This is a genomic window from Lentimonas sp. CC4 (genome assembly GCF_902728235.1).
GTDB lineage: Bacteria > Verrucomicrobiota > Verrucomicrobiia > Opitutales > Coraliomargaritaceae > Lentimonas.
In genome coordinates this window covers 2515940-2540641 of sequence record NZ_CACVBO010000001.1, presented here as the reverse complement: position 1 = coordinate 2540641, position 24702 = coordinate 2515940, and the positions used below count along the sequence as shown (strand labels likewise).

General features: G+C 52.4%; 21 protein-coding genes. 9 read left to right on the top strand and 12 right to left on the bottom strand.

The genetic code is table 11. The features are described from left to right. Window positions 1-66 precede the first annotated feature (66 nt). From GZZ87_RS10880 to GZZ87_RS10825, 12 genes are all read right to left on the bottom strand, one after another. Complete coding sequence (locus GZZ87_RS10880; protein WP_162026755.1) at window positions 67-1239, bottom strand: DUF1080 domain-containing protein; 1173 nt, start codon at window positions 1237-1239, stop codon at window positions 67-69. Window positions 1240-1274: 35 nt separating this feature from the next. Next, complete coding sequence (locus GZZ87_RS10875) at window positions 1275-3149, bottom strand: HEAT repeat domain-containing protein (RefSeq protein WP_162026754.1); 1875 nt, start codon at window positions 3147-3149, stop codon at window positions 1275-1277. Between the two features lie 50 nt (window positions 3150-3199). After that, window positions 3200-4486: a Gfo/Idh/MocA family oxidoreductase gene (locus tag GZZ87_RS10870; protein WP_162026753.1), complete on the bottom strand. Its 1287-nt coding sequence runs from the start codon at window positions 4484-4486 to the stop codon at window positions 3200-3202. Window positions 4487-4508: 22 nt separating this feature from the next. After that, window positions 4509-4670, bottom strand: coding sequence for a hypothetical protein (locus GZZ87_RS10865; RefSeq protein ID WP_178092123.1), 162 nt, complete (start codon window positions 4668-4670; stop codon window positions 4509-4511). Window positions 4671-4690: 20 nt separating this feature from the next. After that, window positions 4691-5641 (bottom strand): ThuA domain-containing protein, encoded by a 951-nt coding sequence (locus GZZ87_RS10860; RefSeq protein WP_162026752.1) that lies wholly within the window; start codon window positions 5639-5641, stop codon window positions 4691-4693. A gap of 68 nt (window positions 5642-5709) precedes the next feature. Then, a complete protein-coding gene (locus tag GZZ87_RS10855) occupies window positions 5710-5952 on the bottom strand; it encodes a twin-arginine translocase TatA/TatE family subunit (protein WP_162026809.1) in 243 nt (80 codons plus the stop codon). Window positions 5953-5972: 20 nt separating this feature from the next. Then, entirely contained in the window at window positions 5973-7007 is a 1035-nt protein-coding gene (locus tag GZZ87_RS10850) for a sugar phosphate isomerase/epimerase family protein (RefSeq protein WP_162026751.1), read from the bottom strand. 33 nt (window positions 7008-7040) lie between these two features. Beyond that, window positions 7041-7694, bottom strand: coding sequence for an ankyrin repeat domain-containing protein (locus GZZ87_RS10845; RefSeq protein ID WP_162026750.1), 654 nt, complete (start codon window positions 7692-7694; stop codon window positions 7041-7043). Window positions 7695-7711: 17 nt separating this feature from the next. Next, window positions 7712-8899, bottom strand: a complete 1188-nt coding sequence (locus GZZ87_RS10840; protein ID WP_162026749.1) for a Gfo/Idh/MocA family oxidoreductase — start codon at window positions 8897-8899, stop codon at window positions 7712-7714. 23 nt (window positions 8900-8922) lie between these two features. Further along, window positions 8923-10476: an MFS transporter gene (locus GZZ87_RS10835; RefSeq protein ID WP_244648190.1), complete on the bottom strand. Its 1554-nt coding sequence runs from the start codon at window positions 10474-10476 to the stop codon at window positions 8923-8925. Window positions 10477-10510: 34 nt separating this feature from the next. Then, on the bottom strand, window positions 10511-11332 hold the full coding sequence (locus GZZ87_RS10830; protein WP_162026748.1) for an AraC family transcriptional regulator: 822 nt from the start codon (window positions 11330-11332) through the stop codon (window positions 10511-10513). Window positions 11333-11597: 265 nt separating this feature from the next. Beyond that, window positions 11598-12800 (bottom strand): ROK family protein, encoded by a 1203-nt coding sequence (locus GZZ87_RS10825; RefSeq protein WP_162026747.1) that lies wholly within the window; start codon window positions 12798-12800, stop codon window positions 11598-11600. A gap of 122 nt (window positions 12801-12922) precedes the next feature. On the opposite strand from GZZ87_RS10825, the gene GZZ87_RS10820 reads away from it, so the two are divergent. The 9 genes from GZZ87_RS10820 (at window position 12923) to GZZ87_RS10780 (ending at window position 24664) form a co-directional block, all read left to right on the top strand. Continuing rightward, complete coding sequence (locus GZZ87_RS10820) at window positions 12923-14377, top strand: Gfo/Idh/MocA family oxidoreductase (RefSeq protein ID WP_162026746.1); 1455 nt, start codon at window positions 12923-12925, stop codon at window positions 14375-14377. 65 nt (window positions 14378-14442) lie between these two features. Continuing rightward, entirely contained in the window at window positions 14443-15681 is a 1239-nt protein-coding gene (locus tag GZZ87_RS10815; protein ID WP_162026745.1) for a DUF1080 domain-containing protein, read from the top strand. A 5-nt stretch (window positions 15682-15686) separates the two neighbouring features. Continuing rightward, window positions 15687-17264 carry an arylsulfatase gene (locus GZZ87_RS10810; protein ID WP_162026744.1) on the top strand — a complete coding sequence of 526 codons (1578 nt, stop codon included), beginning with the start codon at window positions 15687-15689 and terminating at the stop codon, window positions 17262-17264. 14 nt (window positions 17265-17278) lie between these two features. Beyond that, window positions 17279-18799: an alkaline phosphatase D family protein gene (locus GZZ87_RS10805; protein WP_162026743.1), complete on the top strand. Its 1521-nt coding sequence runs from the start codon at window positions 17279-17281 to the stop codon at window positions 18797-18799. Window positions 18800-18823: 24 nt separating this feature from the next. Further along, a complete protein-coding gene (locus GZZ87_RS10800) occupies window positions 18824-20449 on the top strand; it encodes a divalent metal cation transporter (RefSeq protein WP_162026742.1) in 1626 nt (541 codons plus the stop codon). A gap of 4 nt (window positions 20450-20453) precedes the next feature. Next, entirely contained in the window at window positions 20454-21500 is a 1047-nt protein-coding gene (locus GZZ87_RS10795; RefSeq protein WP_162026741.1) for a Gfo/Idh/MocA family oxidoreductase, read from the top strand. 101 nt (window positions 21501-21601) lie between these two features. After that, window positions 21602-22477: a sugar phosphate isomerase/epimerase family protein gene (locus GZZ87_RS10790; protein WP_162026740.1), complete on the top strand. Its 876-nt coding sequence runs from the start codon at window positions 21602-21604 to the stop codon at window positions 22475-22477. 269 nt (window positions 22478-22746) lie between these two features. Then, window positions 22747-23265 carry a hypothetical protein gene (locus tag GZZ87_RS10785; RefSeq protein WP_162026739.1) on the top strand — a complete coding sequence of 173 codons (519 nt, stop codon included), beginning with the start codon at window positions 22747-22749 and terminating at the stop codon, window positions 23263-23265. 19 nt (window positions 23266-23284) lie between these two features. Beyond that, window positions 23285-24664, top strand: a complete 1380-nt coding sequence (locus GZZ87_RS10780; protein WP_162026738.1) for a Gfo/Idh/MocA family oxidoreductase — start codon at window positions 23285-23287, stop codon at window positions 24662-24664. The last annotated feature ends 38 nt before the right edge of the window (window positions 24665-24702 follow it).

Below are 24702 nucleotides of genomic sequence, written 5' to 3'. Positions count from 1 at the left end.
CTTCCAAACACCAACCACATTCGCGGGCTCCGACAAGCAGAGCCCCTACGATTCAGACGCACGCCGCTAGCGTTTCTTCTTCAACCAGCCTTGCTTACCTGCGATGCTTTTGAGTTCCTGCTCAGGTGCATACGCCTTTGGGATCATTGAAAAACGTTGCAAAAATGTCAGCGCATTGCGCAGCCCTGTCACGGGGTTGCGTTGCTTCTTTAGATCATCAGACGACAAACTCTGCAAACCTGAGACATAAGCGGTGACCAGCGCATCGCATTCGCTCCATGCCGCTGGATCGTTATCATACATGTAAGCCTCAAGGAGGCGCATCATGCGATCATATCCATCTAAATCGGCCGCACTCGCGCGCACCTCAGCTGCGATTTCGGCACGCTTTGCCACTGTTGCTTCGGCTGAGAGCCGACCATCTGTGCCACCATCCGCAGGACGAGGACGTAGTGGGCGCACCCAAACATTACGATAACGCACCGGATTGCCGTGATCTTGCAGCTGTATACGTCCCTGCTCTGGATAGGCCTTGGTTAATGGTTTACGTTTTTTGAATCCACCTCCGCCATCGAGCGGTGTGCTGTCTTGCACGACGACTCCATTGACTAAAACAGTCATCGATCCTTCATCCAACACGACGCCGTCTTTAACGATTGGGCGACGAAAGATAATATCATAACTCTGCCACTGCCCTGGCGCGCGTAATGCGTTGGCCGCTGGAGGCATGACACCATACACAGCGCCTGCCATGCCATCGGCATACGACGGGTTGTTGTAATTATCAAGCACCTGCACTTCGATGCCACCAGGGAGGAACACGCCGCTATTGCCTCGTTTCTGACTATCTCCGGGAAGTTGCTTTTCGTGTGACCATTCAATGTGCAGCTGACAATCGCCAAACTCAGCCTGTGTTTCGATGTAACCTGCACCACCGACACCAAGCATATAGCCCGCCTGTGAAGTCCAATCTGACTTACGTTTGCCCTTCGGCTTCACGTGTTGCCAGTTACGCTGAAACGATTCGGTCGTGCCATCAAACAATACCAGCGCATCGGAAGGCGCATCGCCGATCTTCACCCCAGGCTCGACACGTGGTGGTTGCGGACGGTTTTGATCGTGCACTGCCCACGGATGATTCGCATCTGGGGCATCGCCGAAGAAAGCATTGTCGGCGATGACAGATAGAGGCAGGCACAAAAATGCCGCAATGAAACGAGAATCGAGGGCGATTTTCATAATGTAATTAAAGGATCAGAAGGGACGCACGCGAATTAAAGAAGCTTTTTGACCCTCGGCCCGACATCTGGATCGGTAGCCAAGGGCTTGAAGAGCCTTTTAACTTCGCGAGCTGTGGTCCGATCGATTTTGCGACCTTCATAGCCGCTAACGATCGCATCTTTCAACTCAACCGTTGAAGCGCCTTGGATCAATTCAACGGCAAATTCCACCTTAGCGCGACTATCACCAGTGATATCATCCTTACTAAAGACACGCTTCAGGCCACGCAGTGCAGCCGTCTGATCCGCATCCGACACGCCGTCCGAGTTGTAGAGTGAGCTCCACACCTGAGCAGCGGGAAGATCCGACCAGCGTGAGAGCGATTTGATCGCGTCCCCACGGAGTGGGCTATCTGTGGCAATCAACTGTTGCAAATACTGAGCAACTGGCTCGCAAGAGATACCATCCAAAATCGCCAGCACCCCTTTGCGAGCGTCATCGCTTGGAGCAGATTGCAGAGCAGGCAAATAATACTCGGTCCACTGATACTGAGCTCCGCCGACATTATCGGAAAGCTTCTTCAGGCTCCCTTGTGCAGCACGCATCATACTATCCTGAGTTACAATAATGTTCAGCAGAGTGCGAATGCTCTCTCCGTCTCCGATTGATTCCATCGCTTTGAATGCAGCCTTACGCACATCCTCGTCATTGCCGGGTTGTGCCAACTCGTTGGCCACAGCGGTCACGCCGTCGGTATTACGCAATTCGAGAAGCTGAAATCCAGCCACTTGAGCGGCTGGATTGCTCTTATCCTTGGCAGCGCTCAGCAGCGCCGCATCGGCAGAAGGCACATTCAAGCGCGACAATGCTTCCGAGACGACAGCATCGCTGCTATTCTTTAAATACAGTGCATACAACGGCTCATAACTTTTAATCGTGCCGATCACACCCAGCGTGCGAATTGCACTTTGTTTCACCGATGCTGAAGGCGACTGCAACAACGCTAATACCGCGTCTTCATACTGTGTCAGATTAAGATCTGCGATCGCAGCAAGCACGACTGTTTGATCCACCTCGGACATGCTAGGCAGTAGCGCAATCGCATCTCCTGCGATTGGAGAACCAATTGCAACGCGAACCATTGACTCGCCTTCAGGGAAGGATTCATCCTTCAAAACGATCTGGAGTGTATCCATGGCTCCACTGGCATCCAACACCGTTTGCTGTTCGTAGGCTGCGACACGCACGACGCTACTTGATGCCGTAGTCGCTAGGACGCGTGCGGCATCGGAGCTGATATTGCCATGATCCAGCAAGGCCAATTCGATCGAAGTTTTCAGCGCAGCATCCGCTTTAGAATATTTAGATAGCAACGCAGCTGATGCATCTGCCCCGCCGATTTTCCCCAAAGCCAGAGCAGCCGGTGCCGCCATCTCGGGGGAACCGTTGGATAATACGACACCGATTGCCGGAACGGCCGCAGGATCGCCACGATATGCTAGCGCATCGAGGTAAGCGATTTGAGCGTCTTGCTTAAGGGCAGCTACCAGAGCTTCGGTTGCTTTGGGCGAGGAATTCGCAGCCAACGCACGGCGTGCACAATCCGCGATATGAGCATCCGGATCGTTTAGCAATGCCGCCAAGGGCGCCACCGATGCTTCGTCGCCAATTAGTGCCAAGACACGGATCGACCAGTCACGAGTCGCAAACGGCTTGCCTGGCCCGATATTTTCCAGCAACTGCGCCTCCGATGCGGCACGCTCTGTAGCAGGCGTATCAAGTAGCACCTGTCGCAATTCGAGGCGAGCCGACTGGCGCTCTTTATAGTTATCGGAGTTGAGGTTCGTAATTAAACCACTGAGATCGGCCGCAAATGATGCGGAGGCGATCGCAAGTAGCGAAGTGAAAGAGGTAATTCTCTTAATCATTTAATATAAGGATTGAAATTTGAATATGGATGATGGCTCACAAAATTGCCTTAAGCGGGCAGTTCATAACCAGCACGACGTGGACGATCCATCCAGCGGAGGGCATCGGCATCACCGAGGATCATTTCCGCAGCTGGATCCCAACGGATGGGACGTTTCATACGCTCGGCAATACCTGAAAGCTGGCAGATCGTGCCAGTTCGGTGCCCTACAGTTGCCGGGCAAATTGGCGTGCGCCTCGTCTTGATGCAATCCACCCACGCACCGCGATGCTCAGGAGAAACATAGAGTCGGGTATCAGTTGGCGACAGCGGTCGTTTAGCCATACTTGGCACGGACGTCGTCAACTTACCACCTCGACTGACCATAACCTCCCCTTCCGTTCCGATGAAACGAATCTGGTGCCCCTTCATATCCGGATGATCGCGAATGACTTTAACACCGTCAGCGTATTGATGATACTGATACCTTTCCCCCTCGTAGCCCTTCGGCATATAGAGTGTTGGCCCTGAATCATCCATACCCAGTGCCCATTGAATGATGTCAAAATGGTGCGCACCCCAATCACCGTTTTTGCGGGAACCGTATTCCCAATAGGAGCGCCAACCACCACCGAAGGAGCCTTTTACACGCTCTGCGGTATAAGGTTCATACGGGGCAGGCCCTAACCACTTATCATAATTAAAGCCCTCTGGAATTGGCTGTTCGGCTCCCAGTTTAGCAGGAGGAAATCCGCCAAGCTGTGCATAGGCTTCCTTAATCTCACCGATCCATCCGTTACGCACGATCTCAGCTGCTTTGCGAAACGCATTGTCGGAGCGTTGCATCGAGCCGACCTGTAGCACCGTGCCGTAACGTGCCTCAGCCTCGACCATGGCTTTGCCTTCGTCGATCGTGAGCGTCATAGGCTTCTCAACATACACATCCTTACCCGCACGCATCGCGGCTATGGCGATGGCAGCATGCCAGTGATCCGGCGTCACGATAACGACTGCATCGACCGAAGGATCATTGATGATGTCTTCGTAGTCAGGCGTGGCAGCCACGTCGGCGTAGCCGCGCTTTGCCATTTCATTCTGCCCAAACTTCAACCTGTCAGGCTTCACATCACAGACATAGGTCGGCTGCACATCAGATCTCCCCGTAATACCAAGTAGAGCGCGAACCTGTAAGCCCATACCGATGTAAGCTATGTTGATACGGCTATTGGCACCGCCCTTCCCATTGATGCCTAGCGTTTCCGAGCGAAGAATCATCGGTGCCGCAAATAAAGAGGCTCCGAGTGCCGCGCTTTGCTTTAGAAATGAGCGACGTGATTTTTTAGATGAATAATTCATTATAATAAATTTTAAGTTACAATTAAGTCCAAAGATCCTCGCAAGCTGCCCAACCCGCGCGGGCTGGTTCCTTAACAAAGACGTTCAATTCTGGGCGGTTGGTGATGCGCATGTTTTTAGAGTTCCACTCAATGCGGCCACCAAAGCGCTGTGCAAGCACACCGAGTAAAGCGACTTCAGACATCGGCGCAGCATAACCGAAGTTTACTTCGTAAGCTTACCGCTGGGTGTGGTATCCGCTTCGATATCACCGCATGCAAACTGAATGCCAGCGAGATAATGTTTTAGCATCAGTGGATTTGCGAAGATATGATCGTTATGTCCGATACTGGTATAGAACATACGTCCCTCGCCTACGCCCTTCACCCAAGCAACGGGATAGTCATTGTCCTCACGGCTCATACCTTTGACCTTATCACTGCGCTCGGGATCAAGATGCAGTAAAATGCGCAAGTTCTCGCGCGAGTATGGCTCAGAGCGAAATTGGTAGATTTCTTCGACCAACGCGAAATCGTCCATACCATCAAACACTGGCTTCATGGTGCCATGCTCAGGATCTTCGACCACAATCGTCACATTATTAGTATGACGCCACGGGTGACCTTCGAAGTAAGCGCCCATTGCGTCGCCATAGGCTTCATTATGATAGCAAGAGTCAGTCGCAGCGTGAATTCCAACGAGGCCTCCGCCCTGATTGACGTATTTAATTAGATTACCAACGAGTCGTTCGTGACGCGCTTGTAGGAACGCCCACTCTTCCTTCGAAAACTTCTTTTTCTGCTTCCGATTTGGCATAAAGAAATCCTGCGTCGGGCTGAGAAGCACCACCGCGTCAAATGTCTTTAAAGCTTCGGGCTCGAAGTTTGCAGGATCGTCGCTCACCACTGCCGTATAGGCGCCGGAGGATGTGCCCATGGCTTCAAGCGCAAATTTACCAACAGGAATCGACTTGTGGCGAAAGCCTTGTGTCGCGCTGTAAACCAAAATACGGCGTTCTTCTTTCGGAGTCGCAATCGCCTCCTGCGGCAACGCGGCTTCAATTGCTTTGGTCTGCTGCGGAGAGACTGGCTTATCTTTAAAAGTCGGCACCCAACTAGACGCCGCACTGAGTGAGCCCGCCAACACTAGGCAGGAAGCTGTAAGGATTTTATTCATATTTGGTGGGGTGAACAGAGAAAAGCGAGTCTGCCCGTATGTTCAGGCGAGCAGACTCAATTGTTAACTTAAACTTCAGTATCGGAACCCAACGGTTTGCGCTTTACAGGCTTCGACTCGACGTCGACATCCATCGCAGTGCGAATGTCATCCTCGATTCCGGACGTGGCTTTTTTGAACTCGCGCACCGACTTACCAAAGGACTTAAAGAGTTCCGGCATACGTTTCGCACCAAAAAAAAGTAGCACGACCGCACCGATCATAATGATCTCAGGCGTGTTCAGATTCTGGAGAAAAGCGAGTGGTGTCATGTTCATAGGACTGCTCCTTATTATTGTTTGTCTTTGTCGAAAGCTGCGTCGAAGGCGACATTGCTCGGCGCGAAGTCGAGCGCACGAGTGAACGCACACGCCTCAGCACCTCCATGGAAACGATCCATGCGGCTATCTTCCCACTCGATGGAAAGTGGCCCTTGGTAATTGACGTCATTCAACGCGACGATCACTTCTTCGAAATTCACGTCACCACGACCTGGAGATCGGAAATCCCAGTAGCGACGGGCATCACCGAATTCAGTGTGACCGCCAAATACGCCGACGTCGCCATTGCCGTGTCCCCACCATGCGTCCTTGACGTGTGCGTGGAAAATGTAGGCCCCGAAGTCGCGAATGAATTTTACATAATCCACACCTTGGTAGCCGAGGTGGCTCGGGTCATAGTTAAACCCAAAACGCGGGTGATGGTTAATCGCTTCAAGCGCTTGTGCAGCACTCGCGATATCAAATGCAATTTCAGTCGGGTGCACTTCGAGTGCGAAATCAACATCCTCCTCCTCGAAGACATCAAGGATCGGCGTCCAACGGTCGGCGAAATCCTGGAACCCTGCTTCAATTTGACCCGGCACGATTGGCGGAAACGAATACAGTAAGTGCCAGATCGAAGAACCAGTAAAGCCATTGACGACGACGCGCTCTGGCGCACCACCTGGCTTCGCGTCGAAGAACTTACGCGCCGCACGGGCAGTATCTTCCATTTCCTTAGCAGCACGTTGGCGCACACCCTCAGGCTCGCCATCGCCGTAGATCTCAGGTGAAAGAATCGCCGCATGGCGCTCGTCAATGAGGTCGCAGACCGCTTGGCCGACGAGGTGGCTACTGATCGCGTAGCAAGTTAGACCATTGGCTTCAAGCAGCTCCCACTTTTTGGCGATATAGTCTGGCTCGTTGAGCGCAGCTTGCACATCAAAGTGATCGCCCCAACAGGCGAGCTCGACGCCGTCGAAGCCCATTTCTTTTACTTTAGGTGCGAGTTCCGCGAGTGAAAGATCGGCCCATTGGCCGGTGAAAAGTGTAACAGGACGTGACATAATGGGGAGTTATTAGGTGTTAATTGAAAATTGTTATTTAGTTGTTTCGAGCAGCTTGATCGCCGCCTCATTTTTACTAGCTTGAGCCACCGAAAGGGCCGTATCTCCACTCGTTGAAGCGATGGTAGGATCGACACCATTATCTAGAAAAAGTTGCACCATTTCGGCACTACCACTTGCGGCGGCTTCGTGTAGTGGCGTGCCGCCGCGCTCACTCAAGGCCTTAGGATCGGCACCGCCTTTGATAAGAACTGTGGCCATGACTACGCGATCTTTCGCCGCCGCATTATGCAACGGTGTCCACCCCGCCTTATCCCATTCATTGGGCTTGGCCTTGGCTTTGAGTAAAGCAGTCGCAACTTTGGGCAGATCGCGATCGACGCAGAGATGTAGCGGCGTGCGCTTGCTACCATCCGGTGCATTCACATCTGCACCCGACTCAATCAAAAACAATGCGATCGTTTCTTTCTTTCGGAGAATCGCTTGATTCAACGGGGAGAGCTTCGGGTTCTTGCCCTGATTCAAGCGCTCGGGATACGCGGTAATTTGTAGTGTCACATCTGCCAAATCGCCCCGCGCAATCGCTTCATCAATCGTAGTATATTTCGCATCAGCAGCACACGCGCAGAGCGTGAGCATACCAAAGCACACTAAAATCAAGAAGCGATAAATACGTGAGGCGATCATGAGATGTGAATCTAGAATTAGCCCAGATCGACTGGAGTCCACGCATTGTCATTCGCCTGCGAGGCAACAGCTGCGTCAATGAAAGCGAGGCCCATACGACCGTCATGCACGTTGGCATATTTGCTACCATCGCAGTTCCATGCTTCACCCTTCTGGAAGGCACGAATGTCTTTTTCGAATTCACGGTGAAGACGCGCAAATGCATCATGCAAACCTTCAACATGCCCCGATGGAATCGTTGGCTCGTCGAGCAGCTCCTGCGGCACATCTCCGAGGAAGCCGTCGTTGGCCGAGACCGCGCCGCGCCAGTAAGTGCGATCGGGTTGACCTGGCAGACAAATAGTGACCGCCTCAGCATCCTCTTGACGCCACTTGAGCAAGCCCTTTGTGCCGGCAATCACGATGCCGAGATCATTCTGATGACCATGGCAAATTTGTGACGCACGCACGAGGCACTTCCCACCATTGGAGAGTTTACCGTAAACAGTGAAGTGATCGTCAATCGGACGACCAGGAACCATACACTCACAGTGCGCGGACACATCCGTCACATCCAAACCAGTCACAAAGCGAAGTTGCTCCAAGGCGTGAATACCGATATCGCCGCCCGCACCCGAAGCCCCTGCGCGCTTTGGGTCTGTGCGCCATGCTGCTTGCGTTTGACCAGTGTCTTCGAGCTTATCAGCCAACCAGCCTTGAATGTAATAGCTATCCACCCAGCGGATCTCACCGAGCAAACCACTCTGCACGATAAAACGACTGAACCAACTGCTCCAATGGCCGACATAAGTATGTGCCACTGCAAACGGAACATTCTTTTCCTTCGCCTTCGCGACCAATGCATCGGACTGCGCCAGGTCAATCGTCATTGGCTTCTCGCACATGACAGGGATGCCCGCTTCGAGCGCCTTCATGGCAGGATCGAAGTGCACGAAGTTCGGCGTAACAATCAAGATGTAATCCAGACGTTCCTCTTCAGGAAGATCCTTCTGCACAGTGATCATTTCATCATAGCTCTCGTATCCTTTCACTGGATACGCCCAAGCGTCTGCCTCTTCCATCGCGATCTTAGGATCAGGATGTAGTGCGACCGAGTGCACCTTACGCGTGCCGTCGAAGTGAATTGCTTTTTGGTGTGGGTTCGCGATGAAAGCGCCGCCTCCGCCGCCAACCATACCGACTTTGAGTGGTTGTTTTGATGCCATAATATTAGATATTTAAAATTGAATTAGTGAGAACCAATGACTTTTGGCTTATAACCGCCCTGGCTCTTGAAGTAGAGAATGAGTCCCACGAAGCAGACCAACATAAATGCAGGGAACATCGACATTTTCGCCAAGGCGCCTTGTGTCTCACGCTCTTTGACTTCACCGATCTCGCCTTGCAGCGCTTCGGGTAGCGCCTCAACCGCAGTCACATCTAAGGCGGTGTAATTACCTAGCACGTAGTGGCGCTCTTCGGTGATACTTTCAAAAACGGGTGCCTCAACGGCTTCTTCAAGTGCAGAGGTGACCGAGCTTTCCTGTAAGTCTCCAATGAAAGGCCCGCCCAAAATACCAACGCTTAGCATCCCAATACCTGCAATCGCATTCAGCGTGAGTGCACCACCTTTTGGCGTTTGCTCTGCGACCACACCTAAAACAGTTGGCCAGAAGTATGTCTTAGCGACACCATAAATGGTCGCCGCAAAGAAGATGAATGCAACACTGCTAGCAAACGATAGCAGGTTTAATCCGACAATCGCTAGACCCGAGCAAAGTGCAAGTAGTCCCAAAGGTCCGAATTTTTGAATCACAGGGCCCGCATTGAAACGTAGCACCATCATAATTGCTGAGGTGTAAACAAGCACCCAAGTTGGATCCCAGCCAGCAGCATGCATGGGCTTCTCCATCAGTGCGGAAATCCAACCATCGGTGCCCAGCTCCGTAGTTGCCATAGGCATCATGATCACGATGAGCACCAACAACAACGGATTACCAAAGGAGCGGCTATATGCCGCATACCCGAGAGTCGTCAGGCCAATCAGCGCCCAAGTAAGAACAGTGCTCCATGTGAAGACGTCGCCGAGTTGGACAAAAATAAGTGAGAATGCAACAAAGGCAGCTGGCGTGCCGAACTCTGCAAGCATGTCTTTATAACTAGACCCCGCAGCGACACGCTCGTTCACTGGAAATTTAACCTTCGCGAGCATGATCAAATAGATCACGGCAGGAATAAACATAAGGACGATCAGAATACGCCAATCATTTGCAACTGCACCACTGAGGCCAATTGCTAATACACCGCCAAGCACCAAACCACCGGGCCACGCTGCGTGTAGCATGTTCAGCCATTTTGATTTCTCGTCCTTAAACAGTGTTGCTACAACAGGGTTAATGAAGGCCTCAACAGTGCCATTACCGAGACCAAGAATGACAGAGCCCCAATACAGATAGTTCCAAGCCTTCGCTTGAGCCATCGCAAGATCTGCTACCTCACCGTTGACGATACCATAAGCAGCAAACGCAAGTGCGCCAAAGATCGCATAGCAAACAAAGCTGAAAAACATCGCGAACTTATATCCGACCCTATCAATGATCAGGCTGAATAGAATAATACTAATAGCGAACGGCCAGATGCCGGCGCCGAACAAAACTCCGCCCTGCACTTTATCTAAGCCGAATTGCTCGGGCCAAATGCCACTATTAATCAAGATGGCTCGGATAATGAAGGCCATTGAAGTGGTAATCAGGGCAATAAAAGAGCCCCAAAATACGGTTTTATCGTTTTTACTATGTTTCACAATTTAACGTGGGTTAGGTGGAGGTATATCAGAATTAAATTTGAGAGCGTAAGACGATCGGACCCGAACGACCACTGCGCGAGGATCGTGCATCACTAAAGCTGCGACGGTATTTGAGCGGTGTGATCTTTAGCTCTTGGCTGAACGCGCGCGTCATATTGGTTTGGTCATTAAAACCGCATTGCACCGCGATCTCAGCGAGGCCTAAGGTCGAGTCTCGGAGCATTTTACATGCGGCATTCAACCGCGTCCGGCGCAAATACATCAATGGGGTTAGCTCGAAGGTCTTCTTAAACAAACGCTCCTGAGAACTAACAGAGATACCGCCCACCTTTGCAAGATCCGCGACCGACAGCTTTTCACGGTAATGCTCACGCACAAAATCGACAATTTTACGCATTTCCGGATGATCCGCATACACCGAATCCGAGTCGCGAATGATGCGAGTCACCCCCGCTAAACCAACCACAGAACCATCCTCACCAAAGAGCGGAATTTTACTCGTGCATAACCAATCCAAAGAACCATCCGCAGAGGGAACCAACTCGATTTGATTAGTAATCGCCTGCCCCGTGCGAATCACACGCTGGTCATCGGCATAAAAACCATCCGCCAAGAAGTCTGGGCTGTAGTCATAGTCAGTCCGACCGATCATCACATCGATCGATACTTCTCCCAGCGTCTGCGCAAAGCTAAGGCTTCCGCCCATGAAACGGCTCTCTATATCTTTAACAAAAAAGAACGCCCCCGGGACATTATCAAACAGCGACTCTAACAACTGGCCAGGTCGTAACGAACTCAAAAAGCGACGCTGCATCGTATCTGATGCAGTATGATCTAGGGGCAAAGATTCCATAAAGTATGAGAATTAGAGTATGAATTGACGTAAATTGACAATAACTTAATTCATAAAATAACAACTTACCATCAAAAGTATTAACGTTTAATAATAAAATATAAAACGTTATCCACTTATCAATAGCACCTTACGAAACACGATGACCTTAAGAAATTGACATATACCATCAACTAAAAGAACCAACAGGCAGCACCAAACAAACTAAAATTTGTGAATTGAGACAATTCTTAGAACGCCCTCAATGAATACGCAAAGCACCACACTAAAGATCACCAATCGCAGGGTTCTTCATCAACCCATCAAAAACAGTCGCAAGACAGCCCTGCAACTGGTCTTCACCAGATGCATGCACCGCAAACTGCAGCGAGCTCGCCATATAAGGTAGCGTCTCAGCAAGCATCGCCTCACGAATCGCTGGCTCAACCAAGCTCATCAGCCCACCAAGACGACCACCAACGACGACCTGCGAAGGATTAAAAGTCTGCACCAAACGCGCCAAGCCACAGCCCACCTGACGACCGACACCATCCAAGACCGCCAACACACAAGGATCCCCCGCCTGCGCCTTCGCAGCCACAAGCTCTAACCAGTCAACCCCCTCGCCAGAACTTTTAGAGATCTCAACACCTGCGTCTGCCAGCTTACGCACCACGGCCGATGCGCCGATCTCCGTCACCCAGCAACCACGCTTCCCACAGCCACAATCCACACCATCGTGCGCAAATAGTGTATGGCCCACCTGCCCAGCAAACCCCCGCTTCCCACGCACCAACACTCCATCCATAAACACCCCTGCAGCTAATCCCACACCGAGACTAAGATAGATCAAGTTCCTCACTCCTGGACGGTCACCAAAGTGATGCACCCCAATCGCTCCCGCATGCGCCTCATTCTCAACCGCCACCGGCACACCAAAACGCGCCCCCCAATCCGCACACAGCGACACATTCTCCCAGCCCGAAGTGGGACCATAAGCTAACACACCGCCGACATGATCCACTAATCCAGCCATGGCCACGCAGATACCAAAACATTCCAACCCGAGATCACGCCCACGCACTAAGGCCTGCTCCACCAAATCAGCAGCCTGAGCCAACACCGCCTGCGACCCAGCAGCCAATTCGACCGGCACATCCACACGCCATAGCGTTTCACGCCCCAAATTCGCCAAAACCAGCGAAATCCGATCCAAGTCAACCTCGACCGCGATCATACACCCATAATCTGGATTCAAATCCAACAACAACCCTGGCCGCCCCGCACGCCCCTCTAAATATTCAACCTCACGAACCAACGACACCTCAATTAAATCCGCCACAATGCTAGATACCGTAGCACGCGTCAGACCCAATTCGCCCGCAATATTCGCACGCGACAGCATCCCCTTGAGACGCAGCTGATTCAATACGCTCACTGCATTCATCCGACGAATATCGCCTCTATCATATCGCTGTTTGGTTGCCATGTTTTTTAAGTAATAGCTTTTTTTGTATTGCTAAAGCATGAACTTAAATTTTGTTTGTTTATTTAATAAACATAAAAAATCTCCCAAGGAACAACCACGCCCAACTTCCGACACACTAAAGCATGCACCATAACAAAAACCATACGTCTCGCCGGCACTTCCTCAAATCATCCGCAGCACTCGGCGCTCTAACAATCCTCCCCTCTTATGTCGCCCTTGGAGCAAAATCCTCCACAGGCCTCGCTCCCAGCGAGAAAGTAAACGTTGCGCTCGTAGGCATCGGCAATCGAGCCAATGGCAACCGCAAATCTCTTTACAACTCAGGCCTGTGTAACGTCGTCGCCCTCTGCGACATCGACCCAGATGGCGCACACACACAAGAAGCGCTCTACCAGCACGGCGTCATCACCACCCCGCCGTCGCTCAAAAAAGGCCAAGCCGCACCCAAAGTCTTCCCGATCAAAGCGCGCTTTTTCACCGACTTCCGAAAAATGTTCGACGCAATGGGCGACGACATCGACGCAGTGGTCATCACCACACCCGACCACTCCCACTTCGCCGTCACGATGCTAGCGATGTCACTCGGCAAGCACGTCTATGTCGAAAAACCACTCGCCCACACATTCGGCCAATGCGAGCGCATGATGGATCTGGCCGCACGCAGCGGCGTTGTCACTCAAATGGGCAACCAAGGGCACTCTGGAGCCAACTACTTTCAATTCAAAGCATGGAGCGAAGCGGGACTAATCAAAGACGTCACTCGCATCACCGCCCATATGAACAGACCACGGCGCTGGCACGGTTGGGGCAAATCAATGACCGCATACCCAAGCGAACCACTCCCCGAAGGCATCAACTGGGATCAATGGATCGATTCAGCGCACAAACACCCTTACAGCACCAAACTACACCCTCAAGAATGGCGCAGTTGGTATGACTATGGCTGCGGTTGCTTTGGCGATTGGGGGCCGCACATCCTCGACACCAGCCACCGTTTTTTAAAACTCGGCCTCCCCGAAACAGTCACCGCCGTTCACCGCGACGGTATCAATCAGAGTGACCTAATCTACCCAGATTCCAGCACCATTCGATTCGATTTCCCAGAGCGCCAAGGGATGCCGGCCTGCGAAGTCACTTGGTATGACGGCGTGAATAACAAACCCTTCCTCGAAGGCGAATATACCGATGATGGTCAACCGCTAGAGCTCAACAAACCCGGCAAAGTCATTTACAGCAAAGACCTCGTCTTCCAAGGCGGAAGCCACTCCGCAGCGCTACAAATCGTCCCGAGACAAAAATACATGGATATGCGTCGCGACTTACCGACCTTCTCACAGAAGAACTCCGATCACCAAACAAATTTCCTCCTAGCCTGTAAGGGCGAAGAAGTATCTCGCTCCCCCTTCAACATCAGCGGCGAACTCACTCAAGTCTTCAACCTCGGCATTCTAGCACAACGACTCGGCGGCGAGCTCACCTTTGATCGCTCAAGCAAGCAGGTAACCAACAACCCAACCGCCCAAGCCCTCCTCGATCCCGCACCACGCAAAGGATGGGAAGAATTCTACGCACTGTAAACCCCAGCAAGAATAATTTTATTCCTGTGAGCTAAGGCCGACAAACTTAAACACCACATCACACAATGAGAAATACAAAATACTGGATCAGTCTACTAACGGCAGCACTAGTGACATGCACCACATCCATCGCAGGCGAATGGATTGAGCTCTTTAACGGCAAAGACCTCACAAACTGGGAAAATCCTTACGACTGGGGAAAGGCGGCGGTCGTAGATGGAGAGCTCCACCTCACCACGGAGAAGTCAAAGTGGTTCCTTTCAACCGTAAACGAATATTCTGATTTCATCTTCGAAGCGGAAGTGAAAATGCCCGAGGGTCCCTCCAATTCGGGGTTCCTATTCCGAAGCCACAAATCAAAAAACAAGATGTTCGGCTATCAGGCAGAAGTAGACCCCTCTCCCAGAAACTGGTCTGGCGGCCTCTACGATGAGGGACGCCGCCGCTGGTTCATCTCTCCGAACCGCGATCACGCAGCATCCGAAGAGGCAAAGAAACAGTCTATCAATGAATTTGTTGGCCGTATCGGCGACAGCTTCAAGCGCCATGACTGGAACCATTTCCGCATCGAATGCCGCGGCGACCACATTCAGATCTTTGTCAATGGCGTCATGACCACAGACATCCATGACACAGAAGACGCCAAAGGATACATCGCCCTTCAGCACCATGGCGAAGACGGCCAGATCTACCGCTTTCGTAACATAAAGATAATGGAGCTCACTGATGAATACCAAGACCTCTTTGCCACAGGCGACTTTTCGGAATGGACAAGCGTTAATGGTGCCCCCGTCGAAGGCTGGACGATTAAAGATGGTGTGATCGAACGCCCGGCACTCAAAGAAGGACAGAAGCGCCCTGGTAGCATTATTACAAAGCAACATTACAAGGACTTCGACCTAACGTTCGACTGGAAGATCAGCACAGGCGGCAACTCTGGCGTGAAGTATCGCACCATTGAAAACCTCGGCCTCGAATACCAAGTGCTCGACGATGGCGTTCACAAAGACAAAAATCTTTCCGCAGGCATCTACGCACTCGTGCCCGCAATCGATGACAAGCCATTCAACCCCGCAGGACAATGGAACTCTGGTCGCATTATCGCGCAAGGCGACCATGTCGAGCACTGGATCAACGGCGTCAAAGTCGCCGAAGTCGAAATCGGTAGCGACGATTGGATCGAGCGCTTCAACAACAGTAAATATAAGAAGCACGAAGGCTTCGGCACATGGACTGGCCCGATCTATCTTCAAGATCACAGCGACCCAGTCGCTTACCGTAACCTCCGCATCAAAGAGCTGTAATTGCGATGTCCATCAAGCATTGGATACTTTCGATCGGCATCGCATGCGTTGCCGAATGCTTAACTGCATACGCCTACGCGGAAAAGCCGAACATCATCTTCATCCTCGTCGATGATATGGGCTATAGCGACATAGGCTGTTACGGGGGAGAAATCAAAACGCCAGCCCTCGACCGGCTCGCTGAAAATGGCCTACGCTTCACGCAGATGCACAACACCGCGAAGTGCTTCCCCTCACGAGCCACACTACTCACTGGTCTCTATGCACAAGATTGCGGCATGTCCAAACGCCTTGATCGATTCACCCAAGGCGTCACACTCGGCGAAGTTTTAAAAACAGCGGGGTATCGCACCCTCGCATCCGGCAAGCATCATTCAAGAGAATCACTCTATGAGCGTGGCTTTGACCGATACTTCGGTCTACTCGATGGCGCGAACAATCACTTCAACCCTGGATTGCCACGCGAGGGTGAACCTAAGCCCGCACAGAAGTCTCCCGGCAGACGTCATTGGGCAATCGACGAACAAGTGCTACAACCTTACACCCCACCCGAGAAAGACTTCTACTCGACCGACCATTACACACAAAAGGCGATCGACTACTTGGAAACATACAAAGACGAGGAAGCCCCCTTCTTCCTCTACCTAGCTTACACCGCGCCACACGACCCACTTCAAGCATGGCCTGAAGATATTGCGAAATACAAAGGCACTTACCAAGTCGGCTATGAAACCGTCCGCAACGCGCGCATCGAGAAGTTAAAACAACTCGGCATCGTGGCGAAGGACGCACGCATATCGGCCCCCGCCCACCAAGACTGGGATCGCTTAAGCGAAAACCAACAAGCGGTCGAAGCACGCAAGATGGCCGTCTATGCTGCGATGATTGATCGAGTGGACCAAAACATCGGCAAGCTCATCTCAAAACTCGAAGCGCTCGGTAAATTCGAAAACACCTTGATTCTCTTCGCCGCCGACAATGGATCATCGGCTGAAATGGCGGAGTCCCGCATACATCCGGAAGGTCAACGCGCTGGCGACGGGTTATCCATCGAAAAGCTAGGCAACATCGACTATTGGGCATCCCTCGGAGGTGACTGGGCAAACGTGTCCAACACCCCATTCCGCGAAAATAAAGCGAGTAGTTACGAAGGCGGCACCTGCACGCCCTTCATCGCCCACTGGCCTGACGGCATACAGAACCCTGGCTCAATCAATCACGCCTTCGTCGCCCATTTCATCGATGTCATGCCGACACTCGTCGAATTAGCAGGCGCCGAATATCCGACCGCACATCAAGGACAGGCAGTCCCGCCAATGGCTGGCAAAAGTTTCGCCGCGCAGCTCAAAGGCGACCTCACATCCCCGCGCACCCGCACACTTTATTGGGAATTCGCGAATGGCCGTGCCATTCGCCAAGGCGATTGGAAAGCCGTCGCCGAGAAGTCGAACTGGGAGTTGTTCGACATGTCGACCGATCGCAACGAAACCACCGATCTATCCAAACAATACCCCGAACGACTCGCTGCCATGCAGCAGCAATGGTTCAATTGGTATGACTCCACTCCTGCGCCTGCACTCTAAAGCACTCCATGAAAATGCACCATTTCATACTCGCCGTAGCAGCGATACTACCCTCGACACTCGTCCTCTCCGAAGGGCTACACTCACACGAGCGAACACCCGAACAGCTCGCACTGATGCAGAGGAATTCCCGTCTAACCAGAGGTAGTGAGAAAACCAGTATGCAGCTGCTCAACCTGTGGCAAACGGAGACTCAAACAAAACAAGATCTCTATCAGCACGCATTTACTTTCTTTGAAGCAGATCCACATGCCACCTATGTTGATCTACAGAAGTCTCCTGGTTTTAGCGAACTATGTGCCAACGATAATAATCGATTGCTCCTCGGCGGGCCAATGCTTGGCCAAGTCGCTTCCGATCGTATTTCAGTGTGGGTTCGCACAGTGCGCCCATCCCAAGTGACGATTCAACTGTCCGTCGATGGGCAGCCAAAAACCTTCGGCCCAGTCAACAGCTCCGAAGCCACAGACCTAAGCGCAATTGTTCCAATCACCGGGCTCCAACCAAATACCAGCTATCCATACGAAGTGTTGGTCGACGGCACCCCGGTTGAATCTGCAACACAACCAACGATCACCACTGCCCCCGCAATTGATTCAGACGATACCACCCGCATCATCTTCGGCTCTTGCTTCCATCGTTGGGGAATTGGAAATCCACAACAGTCTGCAACCATGCTTAGCAGAAATCCCAATGCGGCACTCTTCCTAGGAGACATCGCGGTTCAAGACAGAAATAACCACTTCGGTCTCCATCGAACGGATTACCTCCTCAGAGATTTTGCCCCCGCATGGAATCGCCTCGCTGCAAATATCCCCGTGTATGCGACATGGGATGACCACGACTATTTTGACAACGATAAAGCCGGCATCCCCAAAGGCTACACACTCTCCGATAAAGAAGGCGTGTGGGATGTATTTCGCTACTCTTGGAATAACCCATCCTATGGCCTAGGCGAAGACGGAAAGGGACTGTTCCTGAGAACCCGAGTGGGTGCCTGCGATGTAATCATGGTGGACAACCGATACTTCCGAGAGGGCAAGCAAGGCTCATTCTTAGGCGAACAACAAATGCAGTGGCTGGAAGCGCAACTGCTCGACTGCAAAGGTCCCTTCATCATCGTCTCTAGCGGATCCATGTGGAGCGACTACGTATCTGCCGGCAAAGACTCTTGGGGCAAATGGGATCCACAAGGGCGTGAGCGTATTTTCAGTCTAATTGAAAAGCACAAAATAGGCGGCGTGGTGTTCGTTTCTGGCGATCGACATGGCGCACGAGGCTTTACAATTCCACGCGAGTCCGGATTCCAGTTTTATGAGTTTGAAGCCGCCAGCCTCGGCGAACGATGCGGCCCGCCAGCAACGCAATCGAACTGGGACACACAACTGTTTGGTTTTGATGGCGTGTATGCCTTTGGGGAATTCACTGTAGATCCAGCTCCCAGTGACCCAGAAATCACCTTCCGTCTGGTGCAACAAGATGGAGAGACCTTGTATTCCAAAACTTTAACACGCAGCGAACTCACCCCTCGATAGAGCCTTTCCCCATAACCTCACAATATGAGCGACACTATTAAACAAATCGAATCCATCCGCCAGCGCGGCTTCCTAGGTAAGCTAGCTGGTTACGGAAATATGACTGGCCCGGGCTGGGTGCAAGCTGCGGTCACCCTAGGTGGTGGCTCTCTCGTCGGCGCACTCTACCTCGGCATCATCGGTGGCTACGAGTTCCTTTGGCTACAACCTTTGGCAATGCTCTGCGGCATCGTTATGCTAGGAGCCATTTCTTACGTCACGCTCTCATGCGAAGAACGCCCGTTCCGAGTGATGCAAAAAAAGGTTTCCTCAACACTCGCCTGGGGCTGGCTGATTGCCACCGTGATTGCCGACACCGTTTTTTGTGCCGCCCAGTTCTCGCTTGGTCGCGGTGCCATCGAAGACAATCTGGGGTTCACCCCAGGGCCCTATGTAATCACTGGATCACTGTTTGTGATGGCACTCTCCCTGATTGCCCTCTCGCAGAAGAACGAACGCGCCTCACGCCTGATCGACAATATACTCAAAGGCCTCGTGGCGATCATCGTCATCGCCTTCATGGGCGTGGTAGTCACCCTTATTAAAAATGGTGCCGTGTCGTGGGGCAGCCTGTTTTCCGGCCTCATTCCAGACTTTTCAGCGCTCTTCAGACCGACCGATCAAATTGCAACCGCCATCGCTTCAACCGGCGAAAGCGCAGCCTACTGGACCGAGTATGTCACCTCTGAGCAAAGGGGTAAAATCATTGCCGCTTTTGGCACAGCCGTAGGCATTAACATGACATTCCTACTCCCCTACAGCCTCAAGAAAAAGGGTTGGGGCAAACCACACCGCGAACTCTCTCGTTTCGATCTCGTCCTCGGACTTTTTGTGCCGTTCATCTTAGGAGCGTCCGCACTCGTCATCGCTTCTGCAGCCTCGTTTCACGCTAAGTATGCAGACGTCCTTTCCGAGGACGGCACCCCTTTCCCTCAGATGGAACGCGCCTACTACAAAGTGCTAGATAAAGGCCTCGCGTATCATAACGAGGGATTTGCAGCGTTAGATGATGAAGCGAAAGGCGACGTGCGTGCCGGCGCCCCAATCGCGGAGAAGCAACTCGCCGCCATGCTCTCGAATCGCGACTCCGTCAATCTAGCGCAATCCCTAGAGCCCTTCCTTGGCAAACACGCACAGACGATTTTCGGCGTCGGCGTGCTGGCCATGGCGATCTCGACGCTACTCGTCCACATGATGATGAACGGCTACGCCATCAGCGAAGCCTTCAATAAAGTCGGCAGCGCAAAATACTTCATACTCGGAGCAGCGATGCCAGCCATCGCCGGACTCTTCTCTCCCTACCTCTGGAGTGGTGGTGCAAAAGCTGCCATGGCGATCCCAGCGTCCGTCATCGCGACTACACTCCTGCCAATCGCTTATCTTGGATTCCTTTTACTCATGAACTCTAGATCCGCATTAGGTGATGAATTACCGAAGCATCGCGGACTCATCAACACACTCATGATCATCTCCGCAGGGGTCGCCACCTTCGCCTCAGTCTGGGCGCTCTGCAATAAGGGCACACCAGGCATGATCGGCATCGGCGGACTCATCCTACTCGCAGCACTTGGCATCAGAGGCTTTATCAAAAATCAAAACGCACACAGTTAACCCTATGAAATTTGGAATTATCGGAGCCGGCATGATCGGCGGTTTTCACGCTCAAGCAATCGCCGCCATGCAAGGCGGCACACTCGGCGGCGTTGCCGACCGTGCCTCCGAGCGCGCCACCGCATTTGCCGTGCAATATAGCACCAAAGCCTACGACTCCGTCGATGCGATGCTGGCCGACCCTGAGATCGAAGTCGTCACCATCGGCACGCCCTCGGGCGCTCACTTTGATCCGGCCATGGCCGCTATCGAAGCAGGCAAGCACGTCATCATCGAAAAGCCACTCGAAGTCACCACCGAGCGGATTGATCAAATGATAGCCGCCGCCAAAGCCAAAGGCGTGACCCTCGCAGCCGTGCTCAACCGCCGTTTTCACCCTGGCATGGACGCTTTCAAAAAGGCAGCCGATGCAGGTCGTTTCGGCAAACTCACCAACGCCTCCGCCTATGTGAAGTGGTATCGCGACCAAGCCTACTACGACTCCGCTGGTTGGCGTGGCACATGGGCGCTCGACGGCGGTGGTGCTCTGATGAACCAATCGATCCACACCATTGATGCCCTCCTCTATCTCGCTGGCCCCGTAAAATCCGTGCAGGCCAACACCGCATGCCTCGCGCACGTTGATATCGAAGTCGAGGACATCGCAGTCGCCATTCTCGAATTCGAAAGCGGCGCACGCGGCATCATCGAAGGCAGCACCTGCACATGGTCGAAAGATGGCCACCCAGCACGCGTGCAACTAGCAGGCACCGAAGGCTCCGTCTTCCTCGCCGATGAAGCCTTTGAAATCTGGGACTTCATGCACGAGACCGAGGCAGACGAATCCATTCGCGCACAGTTCATGCAAGGTGCCGATGCCGGACTCGGAGCCAACGATCCCACTGCAATTAGTTTCTATCAGCACCAGCGCAACTTCGAAGAAGTTGTCAACGCGATCCAAGCAGGACGCGAGCCCAGCACCGGCGCAGCCGAAGCCCGTAAAAGCGTCGAACTGATCCAAGCGATCTACCAATCCGCCCAAAACGACGGCACGAAAATTACGCTTCGCTAGAACATCAAACATTGAACTCCCAACAACGAACATTGAATCGAGCACAGGACACAACATTCATAATTGAATGTTCAGCGTTCAATGTTCGACGTTCCTAAGCCATGCTCCTAACAGGATTTACAGACGAAGCCGGACAAGCCCTCGAAACTCAGATCAAAGCCACCCAAGCATTGGGCTGGAAGCACATCTCAGCACGCAGTATTGACGGTCAAAACATTCACGATTTATCCGAAGCGGATTTTAACAACGCAGCCGACCGTCTCGACGAGGCCGGCATTCAGGTCATCGAATTCGGTTCACTGATCGGCAGCTGGTCCAAATCGATCGATTCCGACTTCAACCTGACTCTCGGCGAAATCGAGCGCGCAATCCCACGTATGCAGCGCCTCGGCACAAAGATCGTGCGCATCATGTCCTACGCCCAAAACCCTTGGGGCGACGATCAACACGATGCCGAACGATTCCGCCGCCTACGCGAAATCGTTGCACGCTTCAGCGACGCTGGCTTACAAGCATTGCATGAGAACTGTATGAACTGGGGCGGCTTCTCTGCGCAGCATAGCCTACGCCTCATCGATGAAGTGCCCGGGCTTAAACTGGTCTTCGACACAGGTAACCCAATCTTCCAGCGTGACCGCTCCAAGGCAGAGCCCTACCCTTGGCAAGACGCCTTAGGATTCTATCAGACAGTCAAAGCACACGTCGCACACGTTCACATCAAAGACTGCCTCAATCCACTCGAAGGTCACACAGAGCCAGAGCGCTATACAAGCCCAGGGCAAGGCCGAGCACGCCTACCAGAAATCCTCACAGCTCTGCAGACCGACGGCTACACAGGCGCCTACGCCATCGAGCCTCATGTCGCGACAGTCTTTCACACAGAAGACGACACTGCCATTGATCAGGAACAATGCTACAATAGCTATGTCGATTATGGCAGAGAGTTCGAAAAAATCATACAGGCGACACAACAATAGGCTACAATTTGACGATATTTGACAATATCTACTAAAATATAATTTTAATAAGTATTCATTTACCACCACATTACCGCTCATTAAACAACAATCACACCCCTATTAATCAACAACTTACAGACCCATCCTACCTGTAAACTTGTCATTTACCATCAACACAGGCAGAAACTTTTCTGAAATATTTCATTGATGAAAAGATAGTTTTTTGCATAAATACACTTACAGCGCCGCTCTGCGCTCCCATTTCTATAACCCCGTCAGTAAACATTATGACTTCAAAGAAGAACTCCGCCAACGACCTCGGTCTCACTCTCGGCAGCTTGCTGCTCCGTATTTGGCTCGGCATGCGTGCGATCCAAACCGGCATTGAAAAATTCGCTGGCACATACGACAGTTCCAAAGATGTCCTCATCGACGGCGCTCCAAACGCATACGGATTGACCAATACCGTCACTGGTAAAGTTTACGCCTTGGACAATTACCACGGCGTCCCAGGACCACTCTACGACAAGTTCAGCACAGAGCCACTCATCCCCAGCTGGGGGCTTGGCCTCTACGACGCCGTCCTCGGACCCGCGCTCATCATCCTAGGCCTGACCGTGCTATTCGGCATCGCCACACGCATCTCGCTCTTCGCCATGGGCTTGCTCTACACCAGCCTGACATTCGGACTGATTCTGATCAAACAAGACGCTGGTATTGCATGGCTCGGTGTTCACATTATCATGATAGTCATCGCGCTGGGACTTACGAAATACGACCGTATCAGCATCACCAAAAAGTGGTAACCCCCAGCACCGCACTACCATGAAATTGAAACTCCCAACTCTCTCGCGACGCGACTTCCTCGCGAAGTCCACCATCGGCGCTGGCCTCGTCCTCGCGGCTCCATCGATCCTGCGCGCTAAAGAAGCTGGTGCGCCAACAGACGATATACGCGTCGGCTTCATCGGCTGCGGCAAGCAACACGAAGTGCTATTTAACGCGATGGTCAACATCCCGGGCATTCGCTATGTCGCTGCTTGCGATATTATGAAAGCACGCGTCGGACGCACAGCATCCGCAATCAAGTCACGCTTCGACTATATGCCGAATCGCTATCTCGATGCAGCAGAAATGCTAGAAAAGGAAGAACTCGACGCAGTCTTCGTAGCCACTCCCGACTTTTGGCACGCGCCGCACACCATCATGGCGCTCGAAGCCGGTTGCGATGTGTATTGCGAGAAGATGATGTCCAACACCCTCGAAGGCGCCCGCTCGATGGTCGCGGCCATGGATCGCACCGGTAAGCTTTGCCAGATTGGGCACCAACGCCGAAGCAACCCACGCTACCTTTACACACTAAACGAACTCATCAACAAAGAGAAGATTTGCGGTCAGATCATTAATGTAAACGGCCAGTGGAATCGCGCACTCAGCTCCTCACAGGACATCGTCTCCAAACCATCGATCCTCCCCGATGCCGAGATCCTGCGCAAATACGAGTTTAATCTAGGAGCGGACCACGAGCTCACACTCGATGAACTACGTCACCGTTTCTTGAACTGGCGTTTCTACACCTCTCTCTCCGGCGGGCCGATCTCCGACCTCGGTGCACACCAGATCGATATTTTCAATTGGTATCTCGGCGCCACACCGAAGTCCGTCATGGCATCCGGCGGACGCAGTTACTTCAAGGATCGTGAGCACTACGACAACGTCATGTGCATCTTCGATTACGATACGCCACAGGGTAATGCACGCGCCTTCTATCAAGTCTTAACCACCACCAGCTCCGGCGGCGGTTACTACGAGTCCTTCATGGGCACCGAAGGCACGATCGACATCTCCGAACGCGAAGCCTACACCAAGATCTTCAAAGAATCCGGTGCAGACAACGCCAAGTGGGACAACCTCGTGCGCCGTGGTCTACTCAAAAAACAAGCAGCCGGCAAAGCAGCCGGAGGCGCATCTGCCATCGCCGCTTACGAATCCGCACCACCAGACGAATATGCCCTCCCAGGCGGTCTAAGCAAAGCACCGCACCAACCACACATTGAAAATTTCTTGGAAACGATCCGTGGCAATGCAACGCTCACCTGCGACGCTCGTCACGCACTCGAATCCGAAGCACCGATCTACTGGGTAAACGAAGCAGCCAACACTCAAGAAATCATTCACTTCACAGACGAACATCTTCACACCTAAAGGCTTGAGGTCTGAGGCTTGAAACCTGAGACTTGAGA

What these genes read in the sequence shown, in the direction of transcription:
- GZZ87_RS10880 (WP_162026755.1), bottom strand. Translation starts at nt 1,239, where the DNA reads ATGAAAATCGCCCTCGATTCTCGTTTCATTGCGGCATTTTTGTGCCTG.
- GZZ87_RS10875 (WP_162026754.1), bottom strand. Translation starts at nt 3,149, where the DNA reads ATGATTAAGAGAATTACCTCTTTCACTTCGCTACTTGCGATCGCCTCC.
- GZZ87_RS10870 (WP_162026753.1), bottom strand. Translation starts at nt 4,486, where the DNA reads ATGAATTATTCATCTAAAAAATCACGTCGCTCATTTCTAAAGCAAAGC.
- GZZ87_RS10865 (WP_178092123.1), bottom strand. Translation starts at nt 4,670, where the DNA reads ATGTCTGAAGTCGCTTTACTCGGTGTGCTTGCACAGCGCTTTGGTGGC.
- GZZ87_RS10860 (WP_162026752.1), bottom strand. Translation starts at nt 5,641, where the DNA reads ATGAATAAAATCCTTACAGCTTCCTGCCTAGTGTTGGCGGGCTCACTC.
- GZZ87_RS10855 (WP_162026809.1), bottom strand. Translation starts at nt 5,952, where the DNA reads ATGACACCACTCGCTTTTCTCCAGAATCTGAACACGCCTGAGATCATT.
- GZZ87_RS10850 (WP_162026751.1), bottom strand. Translation starts at nt 7,007, where the DNA reads ATGTCACGTCCTGTTACACTTTTCACCGGCCAATGGGCCGATCTTTCA.
- GZZ87_RS10845 (WP_162026750.1), bottom strand. Translation starts at nt 7,694, where the DNA reads ATGATCGCCTCACGTATTTATCGCTTCTTGATTTTAGTGTGCTTTGGT.
- GZZ87_RS10840 (WP_162026749.1), bottom strand. Translation starts at nt 8,899, where the DNA reads ATGGCATCAAAACAACCACTCAAAGTCGGTATGGTTGGCGGCGGAGGC.
- GZZ87_RS10830 (WP_162026748.1), bottom strand. Translation starts at nt 11,332, where the DNA reads ATGGAATCTTTGCCCCTAGATCATACTGCATCAGATACGATGCAGCGT.
- GZZ87_RS10825 (WP_162026747.1), bottom strand. Translation starts at nt 12,800, where the DNA reads ATGGCAACCAAACAGCGATATGATAGAGGCGATATTCGTCGGATGAAT.
- GZZ87_RS10820 (WP_162026746.1), top strand. Translation starts at nt 12,923, where the DNA reads ATGCACCATAACAAAAACCATACGTCTCGCCGGCACTTCCTCAAATCA.
- GZZ87_RS10815 (WP_162026745.1), top strand. Translation starts at nt 14,443, where the DNA reads ATGAGAAATACAAAATACTGGATCAGTCTACTAACGGCAGCACTAGTG.
- GZZ87_RS10810 (WP_162026744.1), top strand. Translation starts at nt 15,687, where the DNA reads ATGTCCATCAAGCATTGGATACTTTCGATCGGCATCGCATGCGTTGCC.
- GZZ87_RS10805 (WP_162026743.1), top strand. Translation starts at nt 17,279, where the DNA reads ATGCACCATTTCATACTCGCCGTAGCAGCGATACTACCCTCGACACTC.
- GZZ87_RS10800 (WP_162026742.1), top strand. Translation starts at nt 18,824, where the DNA reads ATGAGCGACACTATTAAACAAATCGAATCCATCCGCCAGCGCGGCTTC.
- GZZ87_RS10795 (WP_162026741.1), top strand. Translation starts at nt 20,454, where the DNA reads ATGAAATTTGGAATTATCGGAGCCGGCATGATCGGCGGTTTTCACGCT.
- GZZ87_RS10790 (WP_162026740.1), top strand. Translation starts at nt 21,602, where the DNA reads ATGCTCCTAACAGGATTTACAGACGAAGCCGGACAAGCCCTCGAAACT.
- GZZ87_RS10785 (WP_162026739.1), top strand. Translation starts at nt 22,747, where the DNA reads ATGACTTCAAAGAAGAACTCCGCCAACGACCTCGGTCTCACTCTCGGC.
- GZZ87_RS10780 (WP_162026738.1), top strand. Translation starts at nt 23,285, where the DNA reads ATGAAATTGAAACTCCCAACTCTCTCGCGACGCGACTTCCTCGCGAAG.